This window comes from Leucobacter musarum subsp. musarum (genome assembly GCF_001273845.1).
Classification (GTDB): domain Bacteria; phylum Actinomycetota; class Actinomycetes; order Actinomycetales; family Microbacteriaceae; genus Leucobacter; species Leucobacter musarum.
In genome coordinates, this window is sequence record NZ_JHBW01000067.1 from 136,943 (window position 1) to 152,870 (window position 15,928).

General features: G+C 67.5%; 15 protein-coding genes. 6 read left to right on the top strand and 9 right to left on the bottom strand.

The genetic code is table 11. From position 1 onward, the window contains the following. Positions 1-47 precede the first annotated feature (47 nt). From CH42_RS06030 to CH42_RS06055, 6 genes are read right to left on the bottom strand one after another with little or no spacing between them, the layout of a single operon-like run. Positions 48-1,085: a zinc-dependent alcohol dehydrogenase gene (locus tag CH42_RS06030; protein WP_053352312.1), complete on the bottom strand. Its 1,038-nt coding sequence runs from the start codon at positions 1,083-1,085 to the stop codon at positions 48-50. Then, a complete protein-coding gene (locus CH42_RS06035; RefSeq protein ID WP_053352313.1) occupies positions 1,085-1,843 on the bottom strand; it encodes an SDR family NAD(P)-dependent oxidoreductase in 759 nt (252 codons plus the stop codon). Before CH42_RS06035 ends, CH42_RS06030 begins: the two co-directional genes overlap by 1 nt. 59 nt (positions 1,844-1,902) lie before the next feature. Continuing rightward, the gene (locus tag CH42_RS06040) at positions 1,903-2,940 is read right to left on the bottom strand and encodes an NAD(P)-dependent alcohol dehydrogenase (protein ID WP_053352314.1); all 1,038 of its coding nucleotides are present in this window, start codon (positions 2,938-2,940) and stop codon (positions 1,903-1,905) included. Continuing rightward, entirely contained in the window at positions 2,937-3,692 is a 756-nt protein-coding gene (locus tag CH42_RS06045; RefSeq protein WP_156322484.1) for a hypothetical protein, read from the bottom strand. The genes CH42_RS06040 and CH42_RS06045 overlap by 4 nt, the downstream gene beginning before the upstream one ends. After that, positions 3,689-5,146: a xylulokinase gene (xylB, locus tag CH42_RS06050; RefSeq protein ID WP_053352316.1), complete on the bottom strand. Its 1,458-nt coding sequence runs from the start codon at positions 5,144-5,146 to the stop codon at positions 3,689-3,691. Before xylB ends, CH42_RS06045 begins: the two co-directional genes overlap by 4 nt. Further along, positions 5,143-5,787 carry a KpsF/GutQ family sugar-phosphate isomerase gene (locus CH42_RS06055; protein WP_053352317.1) on the bottom strand — a complete coding sequence of 215 codons (645 nt, stop codon included), beginning with the start codon at positions 5,785-5,787 and terminating at the stop codon, positions 5,143-5,145. The genes xylB and CH42_RS06055 overlap by 4 nt, the downstream gene beginning before the upstream one ends. A gap of 132 nt (positions 5,788-5,919) precedes the next feature. Here CH42_RS06055 and CH42_RS06060 point away from each other — a divergent pair, with 132 nt between their 5' ends. Further along, on the top strand, positions 5,920-6,867 hold the full coding sequence (locus CH42_RS06060; RefSeq protein WP_053352318.1) for a sugar-binding transcriptional regulator: 948 nt from the start codon (positions 5,920-5,922) through the stop codon (positions 6,865-6,867). A gap of 50 nt (positions 6,868-6,917) precedes the next feature. On the opposite strand, the gene CH42_RS06065 is transcribed toward CH42_RS06060, so the two are convergent. The 3 genes from CH42_RS06065 to CH42_RS06075 form a co-directional block, all read right to left on the bottom strand. Then, positions 6,918-7,994, bottom strand: a complete 1,077-nt coding sequence (locus CH42_RS06065; protein WP_053352319.1) for a substrate-binding domain-containing protein — start codon at positions 7,992-7,994, stop codon at positions 6,918-6,920. Between the two features lie 74 nt (positions 7,995-8,068). Continuing rightward, complete coding sequence (locus CH42_RS06070) at positions 8,069-9,082, bottom strand: ABC transporter permease (protein WP_053352320.1); 1,014 nt, start codon at positions 9,080-9,082, stop codon at positions 8,069-8,071. A 1-nt stretch (position 9,083) separates the two neighbouring features. Beyond that, positions 9,084-10,664: a sugar ABC transporter ATP-binding protein gene (locus CH42_RS06075; protein ID WP_053352321.1), complete on the bottom strand. Its 1,581-nt coding sequence runs from the start codon at positions 10,662-10,664 to the stop codon at positions 9,084-9,086. A 179-nt stretch (positions 10,665-10,843) separates the two neighbouring features. Here CH42_RS06075 and CH42_RS06080 point away from each other — a divergent pair, with 179 nt between their 5' ends. The 5 genes from CH42_RS06080 (at position 10,844) to CH42_RS06100 (ending at position 15,811) form a co-directional block, all read left to right on the top strand. Further along, on the top strand, positions 10,844-11,803 hold the full coding sequence (locus CH42_RS06080) for a sugar-binding transcriptional regulator (RefSeq protein ID WP_075205262.1): 960 nt from the start codon (positions 10,844-10,846) through the stop codon (positions 11,801-11,803). Beyond that, positions 11,800-12,570 (top strand): SDR family oxidoreductase, encoded by a 771-nt coding sequence (locus CH42_RS06085; protein ID WP_053352322.1) that lies wholly within the window; start codon positions 11,800-11,802, stop codon positions 12,568-12,570. Before CH42_RS06080 ends, CH42_RS06085 begins: the two co-directional genes overlap by 4 nt. Continuing rightward, positions 12,570-13,493: a carbohydrate kinase family protein gene (locus CH42_RS06090; RefSeq protein ID WP_053352323.1), complete on the top strand. Its 924-nt coding sequence runs from the start codon at positions 12,570-12,572 to the stop codon at positions 13,491-13,493. Before CH42_RS06085 ends, CH42_RS06090 begins: the two co-directional genes overlap by 1 nt. A gap of 112 nt (positions 13,494-13,605) precedes the next feature. Beyond that, a complete protein-coding gene (locus tag CH42_RS06095) occupies positions 13,606-14,307 on the top strand; it encodes a response regulator transcription factor (protein WP_053352324.1) in 702 nt (233 codons plus the stop codon). Position 14,308: 1 nt separating this feature from the next. Next, a complete protein-coding gene (locus CH42_RS06100) occupies positions 14,309-15,811 on the top strand; it encodes a sensor histidine kinase (protein WP_053352325.1) in 1,503 nt (500 codons plus the stop codon). The last annotated feature ends 117 nt before the right edge of the window (positions 15,812-15,928 follow it).

A 15,928-nucleotide genomic window follows, 5' to 3' on the forward strand; every position in this document is an offset into this window, starting at 1 on the left:
CGAGGAGTTCCTCGGCCACCGGCCCTCTGGCGTGTACGCGAAGGTGACTATGCGCCGACCTCCACGAGCACCTTGACCTGCTCAGGATCGTTCGACGCGTCGAACGCCTGCTGCGCCTGCTCCAGCGGGAACACGGCGGTCACGAGCTCGTCGAGCGGCAGACGCCGCTCCCGCAGCAGCTCGATCGCCGCTTCGACGTCCTGACGCACGTACATGAGGTTGCCGAGCAGCCCGATCTCGCGATCCTGGATCAGCTCGAGGTCGATCGTCGTCGGGCCCGCGGGCACGCCGACGGTCATGACTGTGCCGCCCTTTTCGAGCAGATCGATCGCGAGACGCACGGTGGACTCGCGCGAGACGCAGTCGAAGACCACATCGGCTTTACCACCGAGCTCGCGCAGGGCGACGTCCACCGCATCGGGCGCGCTCGAGTCGAAACTGCCGGTCGCCCCGAGTCGCTCGGCGCGTGCGCGCTTCGACCCGAGCAGGTCGGCGACGACCACGTGCGATGCGCCGGCGTGGAGCGCGGCGATCGAGACGAAGAGTCCGATCGGGCCCGCACCCAGCACCACGACGCGCGCACCGGTGAGGTCGCCGGCGCGGCGCACCGCGTGCACCGGCGTTGCGAGCGGTTCGATGAGGGCGGCCTCGCGGTCGCTCAGATCGTCGGGCAGCTCGATGACGCGGTCTGCGGCGATGGTGAAGCGATCCGTCATGCCGCCCGGAGTCTGGCAGCCGAAGACGTCGAGCGTCGCACAAATGTTGTAGCGGCCGCGCTGGCAGGGCGTGCACTCGCCGCACGCGAGGTTCGGCTCGACCACGACGCGCTTGCCAACGAGCTCAGCGGGAGCGTCGGCCCCGGCCGCCTCGACGACACCGATCACCTCGTGCCCCGGCCAGAACGGCAGAGACATGAAGGGGTGGCGACCGTGCGCGGCGTGCACGTCCGAGCCGCAGATGCCCACGATGGTGGAGCGCACAAGCACATCGCCCGCGCCGGCGACGGGCGCCGCAACCTCTTCGACACGAATGTCGTCTGCCGCGTTCACGACGATGCGTCGCACGGCGTTCTGCACGTCACCCATCAGACAGCCGTGTAGCCGCCGTCGGCGACGAGCACCGACCCGGTGATGAACGATGCGGCGTCGCTCGCGAGGAAGACGACGCTCGGCGCGATCTCCTCAGGCAGGGCGAAGCGCTGCTGCGGCGCGTCCTCGATCCAGTAGCGCTGGAACTCGGGGTTGTCGACCGGAGCCATCTCAGTCTTGACGTAGCCCGGTGCCACCGCGTTGACGCGGATGCCGAGGGGCGCCCACTCGACCGCGAGCGACTTGGTGAGGTGGTGCACGGCGGCCTTCGACGCGTTGTAGGCCGGCTGCATCTGCGGACGGTTCACGATGAGGCCCGACATCGACCCGATGTTGACCTGCGAGCCGCCACCGATCTCGCGCATGTGCTCGCCGACCGCGATGCTCGCCTTCCAGAGGGCGCGCACGTTGAGATCCCACACCGCGTCCCACTGCTCGTCGGTGACGCCCCACGACTCGCCGTGGAAGCAGGTGCCGGCGTTGTTGACGAGGATGTCGATCTGCCCGAGGCCGGCCTTGGCCTCCTCCACCATGCGGGTGATCTGCGCATCATCGGTGATGTCGGCGGTGATCGCGACGAACTCGTATCCGGCGGCCGCGGCTTCGGCGACGACCTGCGCGTTGCGCTCGGCGCTGCGACCGGCGATCGCGACGCGCGCGCCGGCTTCGGCGAGCCCGAAGGCGAAGGCCTTGCCGAGGCCCTGGTTGCCACCGGTGACGAGGGCGGTCTTGCCCTCGAGGCTGAACGTAGTCATGTGCGTGTCCTTTTCGTGTGTTTCTGGTGTGGAAAGTGTGTGATCGAGGCGTCGGCGGATCAGCGACCGGGGTAGACGACCGACTTCAGGCTGTCGGGGTTCGTGTCGCTCTCAAGCGCCTGCTCGACCTCGTCGAGGCCGAAGCGCCCGGTGACGAGCGAGTCGAGATCGACCTGCCCGTTCGCGACGAACTGGATCGCCACCGGCCACGTCTCGGTGTAGCGGAAGATGCCCGTCACCGTGATCTCGCGGTTCTGGATGTCTTCGACCGGCAGGGTCATCTCGGGATTGCCGAGGCCGACGAGCACCGCGGTACCCGCGGGGCGCACCGCGCGAATCCCCGACTGCACCGCGGGAGCGGCACCGCTCGCGTCGATGAAGGCGTCGATCGGCAGGCCGAAGTCGGCGGGGTTCTGGGTGCGCGGGTCAATGGTGCGGGTCGCGCCGTATTTCAGGGCCCGCTCACGGCGCTCCTCGACGAGATCGGAGACGATGACTTCGCCTGCACCGAACGCGCGGGCGGTCTGGGCAGTGATGATGCCAATCGGTCCTGCACCGGCGATAAGCACCGTCGATCCCGGCGCGATGCCAGCCTTGCGCACCGAGGTAATCGCAACGGAGAGCGGCTCGAGCAGTGCAGCGGCCTCGTCGGTGACCGAGTCGGGCACGTCGTGCGCGAACACCGACTGAATGGTCACGAACTCCGTGAAAGCGCCGTCGATCGGCGGCGTCGCGTAGAACTCCATATCGGGGCAGAGGTTGTACTTGCCGATGCGGCACTCGCGGCAGTGGCCGCAGGGGCGCTGGGGCTCGATGGCGACGCGCTGACCCACGCGTGCGGGGTCGACGCCCGAGCCCACGGCGACGATGACGCCGCCCACCTCATGGCCGAGGACCAGCGGGCCGTCGACGACGAAGTCACCGATGCGCCCCTCACGGAAGTAGTGGACATCGGAGCCGCACACGCCCACCGCGCCCACGCGCACGAGCACCTCATCGGCTGCCGGCGTGGGAACGGGACGCTGCTCGATGGTGAGCTCGCGCGTGCCGAGCAGCACGCTCGCGCGCATCTGCTGCGGAATCTCGGGGGTGGTCATGAGGCTTCTCCTTGGGGTGATGCTGATGGGAATGCTTCGGGTCGCGACGGGCCGAGCAGTGCTCGACCGACGACCACGTGATGCGCGCCGAGCGCGAGCGCGCGGGCGGCGAGGTCGGCGTCGACGCCGCCGTCGATGCCGACGCGGGTCGACGGGGCAAGGGCGGAGACTCGCGTGAGCAGTTCGGGGCGGGCCGACTGCCGGGTGCCGGGTTCGATCAGCATGACGAGCGTGCCGGTGGTAGCCTCGTCGCCGTCGAGGTGCCGATGCGCCTCGAGCTCGTCCTCGGGATTCACGACCGACCAGATCTCGCCGCCCGCAGCGCGGAACGCGGCGCTCAGCTCGAAGTCGGCAGCATGCGGTGTCGGCAGGGCGACGCGTTGCGCTCCGGCCCGCGACGCGCAGACCAGCACGCGACCGATCTCGTCGCGCACATCATCGTCACTGACCGTCGCGGCGAGCACGATCACGTGCACCTCGAGCAGCGCGTCGGGATGGCGCTCGCCGAGTGTCACGATCAGTTCGGGCGCGATGCCCAGATGCACGAGACCGTGGCGCTCATCGCGCGCGATGATGACATCGAGGTGCATCGGCAGACCGGCGCCAACGAACCGAGCCGCGACTTCGTCGCGCGTGGCCTCGGGCGCCGAATACAGACTGGCGTAGACCGCGCCGTCGGGGAGTTCCGCGACCCAGTCGGCGTGCGGCAGTGGCGCAGCGAGTTGACGCGTGCGATCAGCGGCCACACTCATGCCCGACTCCGGTCGAGCGATTCGACTGCGGCGACCTCGGAGTATCGGGCGAAGCGCTCGGACGATCCACGCCGTGGTTCGGCCGATACGCGGCGCTCCGGCTTCCAGCTCTCAGCGAGCTCCGCAATCGGCGCCCCGGTGACCACCGATGCCGCTTGCACGGCCGCCCCGCGCGCGACCGCTTCGGGGGCGTCAACGAGATGCACCGGTTTACCCAGCGCATCGGCGAGGATCTGCCGGGTCGCTGATGATCGCGCGGCGCCGCCGATTGCGATGACCTCACCGTCGGTGCGCACCCCGCAGCGTTCGACGTGCGACAGGCCGGCAACGAGCCCGAACACCACGCCCTCGTATGCCGCGCGCGCCAACTGCTCGCGCGTGGTCTCGGTCGTGAGGTCGGCGAGCAGTCCGGCAGCCAGCGGGCGATTGGGCGTGCGCTCACCGTCGAGAAACGCAGCGAGCACGGGCCCCTCCTGGCCGGCGGCGAGCGCGAGTTCCGAGAGCTCGTCGTGGTTCGTTCCCATCAGGCGCGCGAACGTATCGACGACCTTTGCGCCGTTCAGCGTGCATACGAGGGGCAGGAACCCACCGGTCAGGTTTGCGACGCCGTTCACGAGCCCACTGGGGTCGCGCACCGGATCGGGGGTTGTCGAGAAGACGACACCCGAAGTGCCGAACGCGAAGACCGCGTCGCCCTCAGCAATGCCGAGGCCGAGCGCTGAAGCGTGCTGATCACCGCCGCCAGCAGAGACCAGCGCGGGTTCGGTGATCCCGAGCTCGACCATCGCCTCGGCAGTGGTCGACCCTGCGACGCCCTCGGGCGCCAGCACCTCGGGCAGCATGCTCGCCCAGTCGCGCGAGTCGTCGATGAGTGCGAGGTGGTCGAGCAGGTACACGTTGGCCGCGGGGTCGAAGTAGCCGGTTCCCGATGCCTCCGACCGGTCGGTCGCGAAGGCGCCCGTGAGCCGGTACGTGAGGTAATCATGGGGCAGCAGTATCGTCGCGAGGCGGGCGAAGTTCTCAGGCTCGTGCGCCGCGAACCAGGCCACCTTGCTCAGCGTGAACGCCGCGGTCGGCAGGGAGCCGGTCGCGGTGATGAGCTGCTGAGCGCCGATGCGTGCCGTCAGGCTGCGCAACTCGGCGTCGGTCGTCGTGTCGTTCCACAGCTTGGCGTCGCGGATCACATCGCCGCCTGCGTCGAGCGGCACCATACCGTGGCACTGACCGGCGACGGAGATCGCCTGCACGCGCACGGGGCCGGCCTCGGCGAGCGCCGCGCGGAACGCACTGACGAATGCTGACCACCAGGCGCGCGGATCTTGCTCGCTGCGCGGCGGGGCGACGGGAGGATGCGGCGCGGAGGCCCCGGAGACCCGGCGCCCGTCGGCGATCGCGAAGAACTCGACTTTGCACGACTGGGTCGACGTGTCGACGCCGGCCACGACCGAGATCATGCCTGCGCCTCCTGCACCGGAACCGAGACGGCGTCGGGCAGATCTTGCTGCTGGCCCACGATTCCCGCGGGGTGGATCTGCACGACCTCTTCCCAGCTGAATCCGCGCAGACCCATCAGCGTCACCGTGAGCGCGTCACCCCAGGCTCCCGCGACGAGCGTGCTGCCGAGGGCGATGAGCCCACCGGCATCGGCCTCGAGCGGGTCGGTCGTAATGTGCACCACCCGCGACGCGGCGGCGGCGAACGGCGAATCCGGACGTTCCGTGACCGCGATGACGTCGGTGCCGCGCTCGACGAGGCGCTCCGCGAGCTGAGTGAGCTCGGTTGACTGGCCGCCCTTCGAGAAGGCGATGACGAGATCGTCTGGTGTGACCGCGCCCATGCCGCCGTGCAGCGCATCCTGCGACGGCAAATAGAACGACGGGGTGCCCGACACCGACAGGAGATGGGCGAGGCGCTCGGCCATGATGCCCGAGGTGCCGGCGCCCGTGGTCACGATCTTGCCCGTACAGCGCTGTACGGCGTCGACGACTTCGGCGAAGTCGACATCGATCTGCTCGGCCAGATTGGCGAGGGCCTGAGATTCGCGAAGGATCGCGTCTCTGGCGTGCTGCACGAGGTCTGCTGCGGTTGCGCTCATATGATTGACCTAATCTCTCATTTGTTGCATTCATTCTATCGCCTCGGGCGGAATGAGGCGACTTCGTGCAGGGCGATCGGCCCGGCGCGAACCCCGCGATGTGAGAGGATGACCCCTCGAGAGGAGACGCCCATGGAGCCCGGCCCCAACCGACTCGTCGAAATGGCCCACGTCGCCCGCGAACACTTCATCAACGACGTGCCGATGGTCGAGCTCGCTGCACGAACCGGCATGTCTCGATTCCGCGTCGCCCGCCTCATCACCGAGGCCCGCGAACTCGGTGTGCTGCGCATCAGCATCGGCGACCCCCAGGCTCTCGCGCGCGATGAAGTCGCCGAACTGCAGCGGCGATACGGGCTGCGCGAGATCAGATGCGTGACCCTCCCCGACGATGGCGAAGAAACCACCGAACTGCACGACGCGTTGGGCAGATCTGCCGCCGAGTATCTCGAGTCATCGGTGCGCGCCGGCGAAGTGCTCGGATTCGCGAGCGGTCGAACACTGGGGGCGATCCCACGCCACCTCAACGCCCTGCCCGTCTGCGACGTCGTGCAGCTCACCGGACTCTCGGGCCCGCCCGGCGAGACCGCAGGCGATCTGGTGCGCGCGGTCAGTGCGATCTCGACGGGTGCCCCCGCACCGCTGTATGTCCCCCTCGTGGCCTCCGATGCCGAGGCCGCTACCGTACTCGAGCGGCAGACCGGCGTCGCCGAGACACTGGCACGCATGCCCGAGGTGACGCGCGCCATGCTCGCGCTCGGGAGCTGGGTTCCCGTGGTGTCGCAGCTCGTCGACTCGATCACCGAACCCGAGGCGCAGGCATTGATCGCGAGCGGCGTGCGCGCCGACGTCGGCGCCTCGCTCTTCGACGAAGCGGGAGAACGTGTTTCCGCGCTCGACGACCGCACCATCGCGATTCCGTTCTCGGTGCTGCGGAGCATCCCCGAGATCGTCGTTGTGGCCGGCGGCGCCGAGAAGCACGCGGCACTGCGCGCGGTCTTGCGCGCCGGCTTCGTCACGACGCTCATCACCGATCGCGCTTCAGCACTCTCGCTACTCGCTGCTCCGCACGGAAACTGACAGCGGCGGCCCGCTCCCCTGCCCGGGAGCGAACCGCCGCTGATCATGTGTTACTTTTCCTGGCCGGGAAGACCCTCGTAGGCGATATCGCCGGTCTTGAGGTTCTCGGCGATCAGGTCGCTCAGACCGTCGAGGAAGGCCGGGCGATCGTTGACCACGTGATCGAGCGCGTCCTCGACGTTCTCTTTCGTGATGGGGGGCATGGTGTAGACGAGGTTGTTGTCCACGTCTTCACCTCGAGCGATCGCCGCGCCGACGGCCACGCCGGTCGCGAGCTGCACGGTACCGTTCTGCAGCGAGGTGCCGATGAAGTCACCGCTCTTGACGGCGTTCAGGCCATCCTCGATGCCGTCGATTCCGACGACCGGAACATCGTCCATGCCGGCTTCGCGCAGCGCCTGCTTGGCGCCGAGGCCCATGTCGTCGTTCTGCGAGATGACGCCGTCGATGTCATCGCCGAATGCCGAGATCCAATTCTTGACCTTGTTGACGGCCTCGTCGCGGCTCCAGTTCGCGGTGTCCTTGGCGAGCACCTTGACGTCGGGGTTCTTCTCAAGCACCTGGTCGATACCGGCGCCGCGGTTGATCTCGCCCGAGCCGCCGAGGGGGCCCTGCAGAATGACCACGTTGCCCTTGCCACCGAGCTCGTCCATCATCATCTCGGCTTCCTGAGCACCTGCGGCCACGTCATCGGGCTGCACGCTGCCGGCGACGTCCTCGTTGTTGAGGGTCGCGTTGACGTCGAGGAAGGGGATGCCGGCTTCCTTCGCCGCGGCAACCTGGGGCTGCAGCGTGTCAGCCTGCACCGGCACGACCATGATCGCGTCGACCTTGGCCTGGATGAACTGATCGACCTGGGTCGCCTGCGTGGAAACGTCCATCTTCGCGACGTTCCAGAGGATCTCGATGTTGTTGTCTTCGGCGTAGCGGTCGATGCCTTCCTTGCCTTCGGTGATGAAGGAAGACATGTCGTAGACGCTGACACCGATGGTGACGCGCTCCTTGCCGCTGTCATCCGCGCCCTGCTGCGCTGCAGGATCGCCGGCGCCACAAGCCGCGAGCGACAGCGCTGCCGCGCCGGCCACGACGACCGCGAAGCTGCGGGTCATTCGGGAGGTGAACTTCATGGGGAACTCCATTTCAGTGTTGGGTAGTGCGGTGAGAGGGAGCGCCGTGCCTCATCCGCGAGGCACGGCGACGTTTAGGATCGCCGTCGCTTACTGGCCCAGACGTCGACCGCCACGGCGGCGACGATCAGCACGCCCTTGATCACGTCCTGCCAGTAGGCGGGGACGGTCAGGATGTCGAGGCCGTTGTTGAGCGTCTGGATCAGCAGCAGACCGAGCGCGGTGCCCCAGACGGTGCCGCGACCGCCCATGAGGCTGGCGCCGCCGATGACGACGGCGGCGATCGCGTCGAGCTCGTACCCCTGACCGAGGTTCGGCGATCCGCTGATCACTCGCGACGAGAGCATGATGCCCGAGAGCCCGGCGAGCGCGCCGCTGATGGCGTAGACGCTGAAGAGCACGCGGCCCGTCTTCACACCGGCGATCTGCGCGGCGAGCGGGTTGCCGCCGACGGCGTAGACGCGCAGGCCGTAGCTCGTGCGACGCATGATGAGACCGAAGCCGACGATCGCGATGATCATCAGGATCACGGGAACGGTGAGGCCGAAGACGCGCGTGTTGGCGAACTGACCGTAGTCGGCGGGGAGGCCGTTGATGGGGGCGCCGTCGCCGAGCACGAATGCCAGGCCGCTGGCGAGCGTGAGCATGCCGAGCGTGGCGATGAACGGAGGCACCTTCATCACCGAGACCACGAAGCCGTTGACCGACCCCGCGGCGAACCCGACGGCCACGGCGACGACCGGGGCCAGCCAGAGCTGATCCGGCGCGGCCTTCGCCGTAACGGCCGCCGCCATCGCACTCAGCGCGATCACGCTGCCGACCGACAGATCGATGCCGCCCGTGAGAATCACGAGCGTCTGCCCCAGCGCGATGAGCGCGAACGGAGCGGCGGCGATCAGAATCGTCGTCACATTGTCCACGGTGCCGAAGCGCGCGCTGCGGTAGAGGAAGAAGGCGATGATGAGCAGCATCACGATCACCATCGCGTAGCGGATCGCGAGTTCGCGGAACCAGGGGGCCGAGAATCGGCGCAGATCGCCGCTCTCGGACACCGTCCGCATCACTTCAGTCTTCGTCGGGTTCGACATGTCATGCGTCCTTTCGCGGGGCCTCGGCGGCCGTTCCCGCTTCAGTGGCTTCGAGTCCGCTGGCGAGGCGGAAGATTCGGTCCTGCACCTCGGCGCGGGAGAGGTCGTCGGCGGAGAGCTCTCCGGCGACAGCGCCGTCGCGCAGCACGAGCGCGCGGTGCGACAGGCTGAGGATCTCGGGCATATCGCTCGACGCCATCAGCACGGCCATGCCGCTCGCCGCCAGGTCGACGATGATGCGGTAGATCTCGCTGCGCGCACCGACGTCGACGCCGCGCGTCGGCTCGTCGAGCAGCAGAACGTCGACGTCGTCGGTGAGCCACCGGGCGAGCACGACCTTTTGTTGGTTGCCGCCCGACAGCGTTTCCAGCGACTGATCGAGGCCACGGCTGCGCAGGCGCACCGAATCCATGACCTCTGAGATCTTCGCTCGGCGCACCCGCTGGCGCAGGAAGCCGGCGATCGAGAACTGGCCGAGGCCCGGCAGCGTGCCGTTGTCGAGTACCGACATCGGCAGTACGGCTCCGGCCCCCTTGCGGTCCTCAGGCACGAGGGCCATCTTGGCGTTGATCGCGGCTGACGGCTCCCCAGGCTTCACCTTCGCGCCGCGCACGCGCACCTGGCCGCTCTCGGAGCGGCGCACGCCGAAGACGGTCTCCATGAGCTCAGTGCGACCGGCCCCGACGAGCCCGGCCAGGCCCACAATTTCTCCGCGGCGCACACTCAGCGTGATGGGCTCGGCAGCGCCCGCAACCTGCAGCGCATCGAGTTCGAGCAGCACTTCATCAGAGGGAACGCCCCGGTCGGGGAAGAGGTCCTCGAGCTCGCGTCCGATCATCGCCGTCACGATGTCGTCGTCAGTGAGGTTCGCGAGCGGCTGATCCTCGACCAGGTCACCATCGCGCAGCACGATGACCCGGTCGGCGATCGCACGGATCTCCTCCATCTTGTGCGTCGTGAAGAGCAGCGCAACGCCGCGCTTGCGCAGCATGTCCATGACCTCGAGCAATCGGCCGACCTCGCGCTCGGAGATCGCGCTCGACGGCTCGTCGAGGAGGATCACGCTGGCGCCGGTGTTCGTCGCCTTGACGATCTCGATGATCTGGCGAATTCCGACGGGCAGGTCACCCATACGCGTGCGCGGGTCGATGTCGAGGCCGAACACCGCGAGCTGATCCCGCGCCTCATCGATCATCGCGCCGCGGCGCAACCCGAGCGGCCCCCGCAGTTCACGCCCGATGAAGAGGTTTTCGTAGACGGAGAGCTCGAGGATCGAGGCAAGCTCCTGCGGAACGATCGCGACACCGAGACGGTGCGCGGCCTGCGCATTGCCTGCGGGAAGCGGTGTGCCCTGCACGTGCACGGTGCCGGCATCGGGGCGGTACTGGCCCGATGCGATCTTCATCAGCGTGGACTTGCCGGCGCCGTTCTCACCCGCGAGTGCGGTGATCGTGCCTGCTTCCAGCGTCAGCGAGATTCCGCGGAGCACCGGAACTCCACCGAAGCCTTTGATGATGCCCGCGCACTCGAGCAGCGCGCCCGCAGTTGCGGTCGCAGGCTCGTTGGCTTGCAAGTCACTCATGATGCATGCACCTCTCTCCACGGCGAGCGGAGGTTTCTCGTCGTTCCGGCTCTGGGCCGCAGCGTTCGCGGCCCGTATAGGTTTCTATCATGAGTTGTAACATCTGAGAAACACTTACGCACATTTGAGCGGTGCTACAGTCATGATGACCCGCACCACCAGCCCAACGAAAGTGCCCGATGAGCGAATCCGAGCGACGCATGGCCCTGGTGGCGACGCGCCACTACATTGATGGACTCTCGCGCATTGAAATCGCTGATGAGCTGGGCATTTCGAGGTTCGTCGTCGCCCGCCTGCTCGAGCAAGCGCGAGAGCGCGGGGTCGTCCGATTCGAGATCGCGTCGCCCGACGATATCGACCTGACACTCTCCGCACAGCTGCGCAGCGCGTACTCACTTCGTCACGCAATTGTTGTACACGCACCCAGCGGCGCAGACACCACGATGAAGGAGCGGCTCGGTACCGCCGCTGCACGACTCCTCGAGGAGGTCCTCCGTCCGGGTGAGGTGCTCGGACTCGCAGCCGGCCGCACCCTCCGGCAAATGGTGCGAGCCTGTGAACAGCTGCCGCCGGTAGACGTGGTGCAGCTCGAGGGAGTCGCAGCAGGGTTGCACGAGAGCGGCGTCGAACTCGTTCGTCGCGCCGCACGCGTCTCCGGCGGCACCCCACACGCCCTCCTCGCCCCGCTGCTCACCCGTACCGCAGAATCGGCTGAGCTGCTGCGCGATGAACCTGCGGCCCGCGACACCTTCTCGCGTTTCGCCGAGGTCACCACCGCCGTCGTCGGCATCGGGAGTTGGAACCCCGAAGATTCGCAGGTGTCGATGCTCGCCGATCAACTCGGAATCAGGGATTCGCTGCTCGAGGCCGGCGTCCGCGCCGACCTCGGTGCCGTGCTCCTCGACGTCGATGGACAGGTCATCGAGCAAGCCACGGAACAGAGCATCGGCATCGACGCTGACGGACTCCGCCGCGTCCCCCATGTTCTCGCCGTCGCAGGCGGCCCGCTCAAATTCGTCGCTGTGCGGGCAGCGCTGCGGAGCGGCCTCGTCCATTCCCTCGCCTGCGACGCGATCATGGCCCAAGCACTGATCGCCGACGCCACCCCAACCGATTCCGCACAGAGGAGCGATTCATGAAGTTCGAAGATCTGCGCGGGCGCACCGCCGTCATCACCGGCGGAGGGCGTGGCCTCGGCTTCTCTCTCGCAGAAGCCCTCGCTGGTCAGGGAGTTCACGTCGCTCTGCTCGACATACTCCCAGAGGTATCCGGGCACGCAGAGGAACTGGCCGAGAAGTTTGGCGTGCGCGCGATCGGCATCACCACCGACGTGACCGATCCCGACCAGATCGAGGCGGCCTTCGACCGTGTCACCGCGGAGATCGGAACACCGCAGATTCTGCTCACTGCTGCGGGCATCACGCTGCTCGAAGCGGCGGTCGACATCGATGCGGCCCAGTGGCGCCGCCTGCAGGCCATCAACGTCGACGGCACATTCTTCGTCGCCCAGGTGTTCGCGCGCCGCCTGATGGCCGCAGAGATGCCGGGCTCGGCGATCCTCGTCTCATCGATGTCGGCCAAGGTCGTCAACGTGCCGCAGCAGCAAACCGCCTACAACACGTCCAAGGCGGCAGTCGATCATCTCACCCGGTCACTCGCCGTCGAGTGGGCAGGCAACGGCATTCGCGTCAACGCAATCGCACCGGGGTATTTTCTCTCGGACATGACGAAGCAGTTCACCGAGTCGAACCCCGAGCTCGCCGCCGACTGGACGTCGCGCATCCCGCTCGGCCGCATGGGCGACCCTGGCGACCTCCACGGGCTCGTCGTGTTTCTCGCCTCGGACGCCTCGTCCTACGTGACGGCGCAGTCCATCGTCATCGATGGCGGGTACACTGCGCTCTGATGAGCAATGCAGCTTCGGGCATCACCCGACCACCCCAGAGTCCCCGCGCCGTCGTCTTCGGCGAAGCCCTCGTCGATGTGATCGACGGCACCGCGTTTCCCGGCGGATCGCCACTCAATGTTGCCGTCGGGCTCAGCCGGCTCGGGGTCCCCACGCGCCTGGCGGCTCGCTTCGGCGACGACGCGCACGGAGCGTTGATCGCCGAGCACCTGCGCGCTTCTGATGTCGCGTTCCCCGAACCCGTCACCGGCGCCACGACATCTCGGGCAGAGGTGGTGCTGAACGAGGCCGGACAGGCGCAGTACGAGTTCACGCTCGACTCTGCTCTCCCCGAGACCCCGCTCGACGGCGTCGAACTGGTGCACACCGGGTCACTGGGCGCCGTTCTCGCACCGGGATCAGACACGGTTGTGCGCGCCTTCGCCTCCGCGGCAGACGCCCTGCTCAGCTACGATCCGAACATCCGCCCCGCACTCATGGTCGATCACGCCGACACACTGCGACAGGTCGAATCACTCGCCGCTGCGAGCCACATCGTGAAGCTGAGCGACGAAGACGCCGAGTGGCTGTACCCCGGGAAGTCGGCCGACGACGTGCTCGAGCACTTCGTGTCGCTCGGTGCGAAGCTCGCGGTACTGACGCGCGGCGCGGCGGGGTGCCTCGCCCGCACCGCCACCGACGCCTTCACCGCGCCCGCCCCGAGCATCGTCGTCGCAGACACGGTGGGAGCGGGCGACTCGTTCATGGCCGCCCTCCTGGCCGCAGTGCTCGACGGTCCGCTCGCGGCGTTGCTGCGATCGACGTCGGTGCCGGATCGCGACGACGTCACCCGCGCACTCGAGTTCGCCGTCCGCGCCGCCGGCATCACTTCATCGCGCGTCGGGGCGAATCCGCCTTGGGCGCACGAGCTCGTCGCAGAGTGAGCGGTCGACGCCTAACGGGAGGTCGGCGCGTGCGCTCAGCGCGAACACGCTTGGGCCCCGATCCGCAATCATTTCCAGCCACTTCATAGCAAACAATCAGAGACTGAGACGCATGAACACTCAGCCAAAGGGACCCCGGATTCTCATCGTCGACGACGAACCCAGCATCCGCGAGCTGCTCAGCACGAGCTTGCGCTTCGCCGGGTTCGGAGTGCGCGCGGTCGGCAACGGCGCGCAGACCATCTCGGCCGTGCTCGAAGAGGAACCCGACCTCATCGTGCTCGATGTCATGCTGCCCGACATGAACGGGTTCAGCGTGACGAAGCGGCTGCGATCTGCCGGCTACACCGCCCCCATCATCTTCCTGACGGCAAAAGACGACACGGAAGACAAGGTCGAGGGTCTCACTGTTGGTGGTGACGACTACGTCACGAAGCCGTTCAGCCTGGATGAGATTATCGCCCGCATCAAGGCCGTGCTGCGTCGCACGATCCAGGAGGATGAGGATTCGGTGCTCAGCGTCGGGCCCATCACGATGGATCAGGATACGCACGAGGTCACCGTGCAGGGCGCCTCCGTTGAGCTCTCCCCCACTGAGTTCAAGCTGCTGCGCTACCTGATGCAGAATGCGAACCGCGTGCTCTCGAAGGCACAGATCCTTGATCATGTGTGGGAGTACGACTTCAACGGCGACGCCGGCATCGTGGAGTCGTACATCTCGTATCTGCGTCGCAAGCTCGATCCGCTCACCGAGGATTCACTGATCCAGACCAAGCGCGGCTTCGGGTACATGCTGAAGACCGAAGCGAAGTAGCGTGGCTCGGCCCAACTGGACCGAGCGTTGGGCCGACATCTCGCTCCGCGCGAAGATCACCGGCGTCACGGTCTTCATCCTCTTTCTCGGGTTGATCGTCGCGGGGGTCGGCACGCTCGCCGTGCTGCAGCCCATGCTGAGCTCGAATCAGACGCAGGCGCTTGAGCGTCTGCGCGCCGACCCGACCAATGCGCTCGGCCCGCTGGCAAATGTCAACGGTTTGCGTGCGCAAGACATCACGCAGGCACCGCAGGGCTACTACGTCGCTCAGCTCGATTCGTACGGCAACATCGTGCGCGACAACACGCTGAGCGCCGACGACAAGAGCGTGCCGGTGGTGCCCGAAGGCGTGCTCTCGACCGACGCCGTGCTGCATGAGCTGGCGAACGGCATCGTGCCGCTCTACGCGGCGGATGGCACCAAGTGGAACGGCGTCGTGAAGCCGATCACTGAGAAGGGCCAGGTCGGCGGCGCACTGCTCGTCGCCATCTCGACTGCGCCCGTCACGCAGACGGTGGCGCAATACATCATCATCTTCACCGGGTTCGGCATCGCGGTGATTCTGCTCGGCGCCGCACTCACGCGCCTGCTCGTCACGGCGACGTTCCTCCCGCTCGCCGAGGTCGAGCGTACCGCGCTCGAGATCGCTCGCGGCGATTACTCCAAGCGCATCATGATCTCGAGCCCGCACACCGAGGTCGGGCACCTCGGTCAATCGTTGAACATCATGCTCGACCGGCTCGACGGATCGCTCGAAGACCGGGCCCGCACCATCGAACGCATGCGCCGCTTCATCGGAGATGCCAGCCACGAGCTGCGCACGCCGCTGGTCTCGGTGCGCGGGTACGCCGAGCTGTATCGCATGGGCGCACTGCAAGAAGACGAGAACATCTCACAGGCGATGGAGCGCATCGAGAAGGAAGCGATCCGCATGACCTCGCTCGTCGAGGATCTGCTCGCACTCGCCCGCCTCGACGAACGCCGCCCGCTCGAGCTCGCGCACCTGCCGCTGAACCAACTGGCAACGGACGCCGCGCTCGATGCGCGCGCGCAGGCGCCCGACCGCGAGGTGACGGTGGTCGCGGACCCCGCCGAGCCCTCGGTAATCGGCGACGAGCACAAGGTTCGACAGCTCATGACGAACCTGCTCGGCAACGCGATGCGGCACACCCCCGACGGCGGCCCCATCGAGCTCGTGGTGTCGACGCCCACTCCTGAGCCTGACGGTAAGCCCGTCGCCCGGTTCGAGATCGTGGACCACGGTGAGGGCGTGCCCGAACAGATCCGAGACAAGATCTTCGGACGCTTCTGGCGCGCCGATACGTCGCGCAACCGCGAAACCGGCGGCTCGGGTCTCGGCCTCGCCATCGTGCGGTCGATCGTCGACGCCCACGGGGGCACCGTCAGCGTCCACGAGACGCCAGGTGGCGGTGCGACGTTCCGCGTCGACCTGCCAGGCGCCCCGGCCTCCGACGACACGGTGCCCGTGCCCCGCCTCGAGTAGAGCCCCGGGCGCGAACGCGCGGGGCCCGGGGCTCGCGCCAGGGGCTCCGCGCCTTTCGTTGCACAGGAGAAATTCTATTTTGCGGTACGTTTCCCGGGGCGGTTTCAGGTGGTCGTT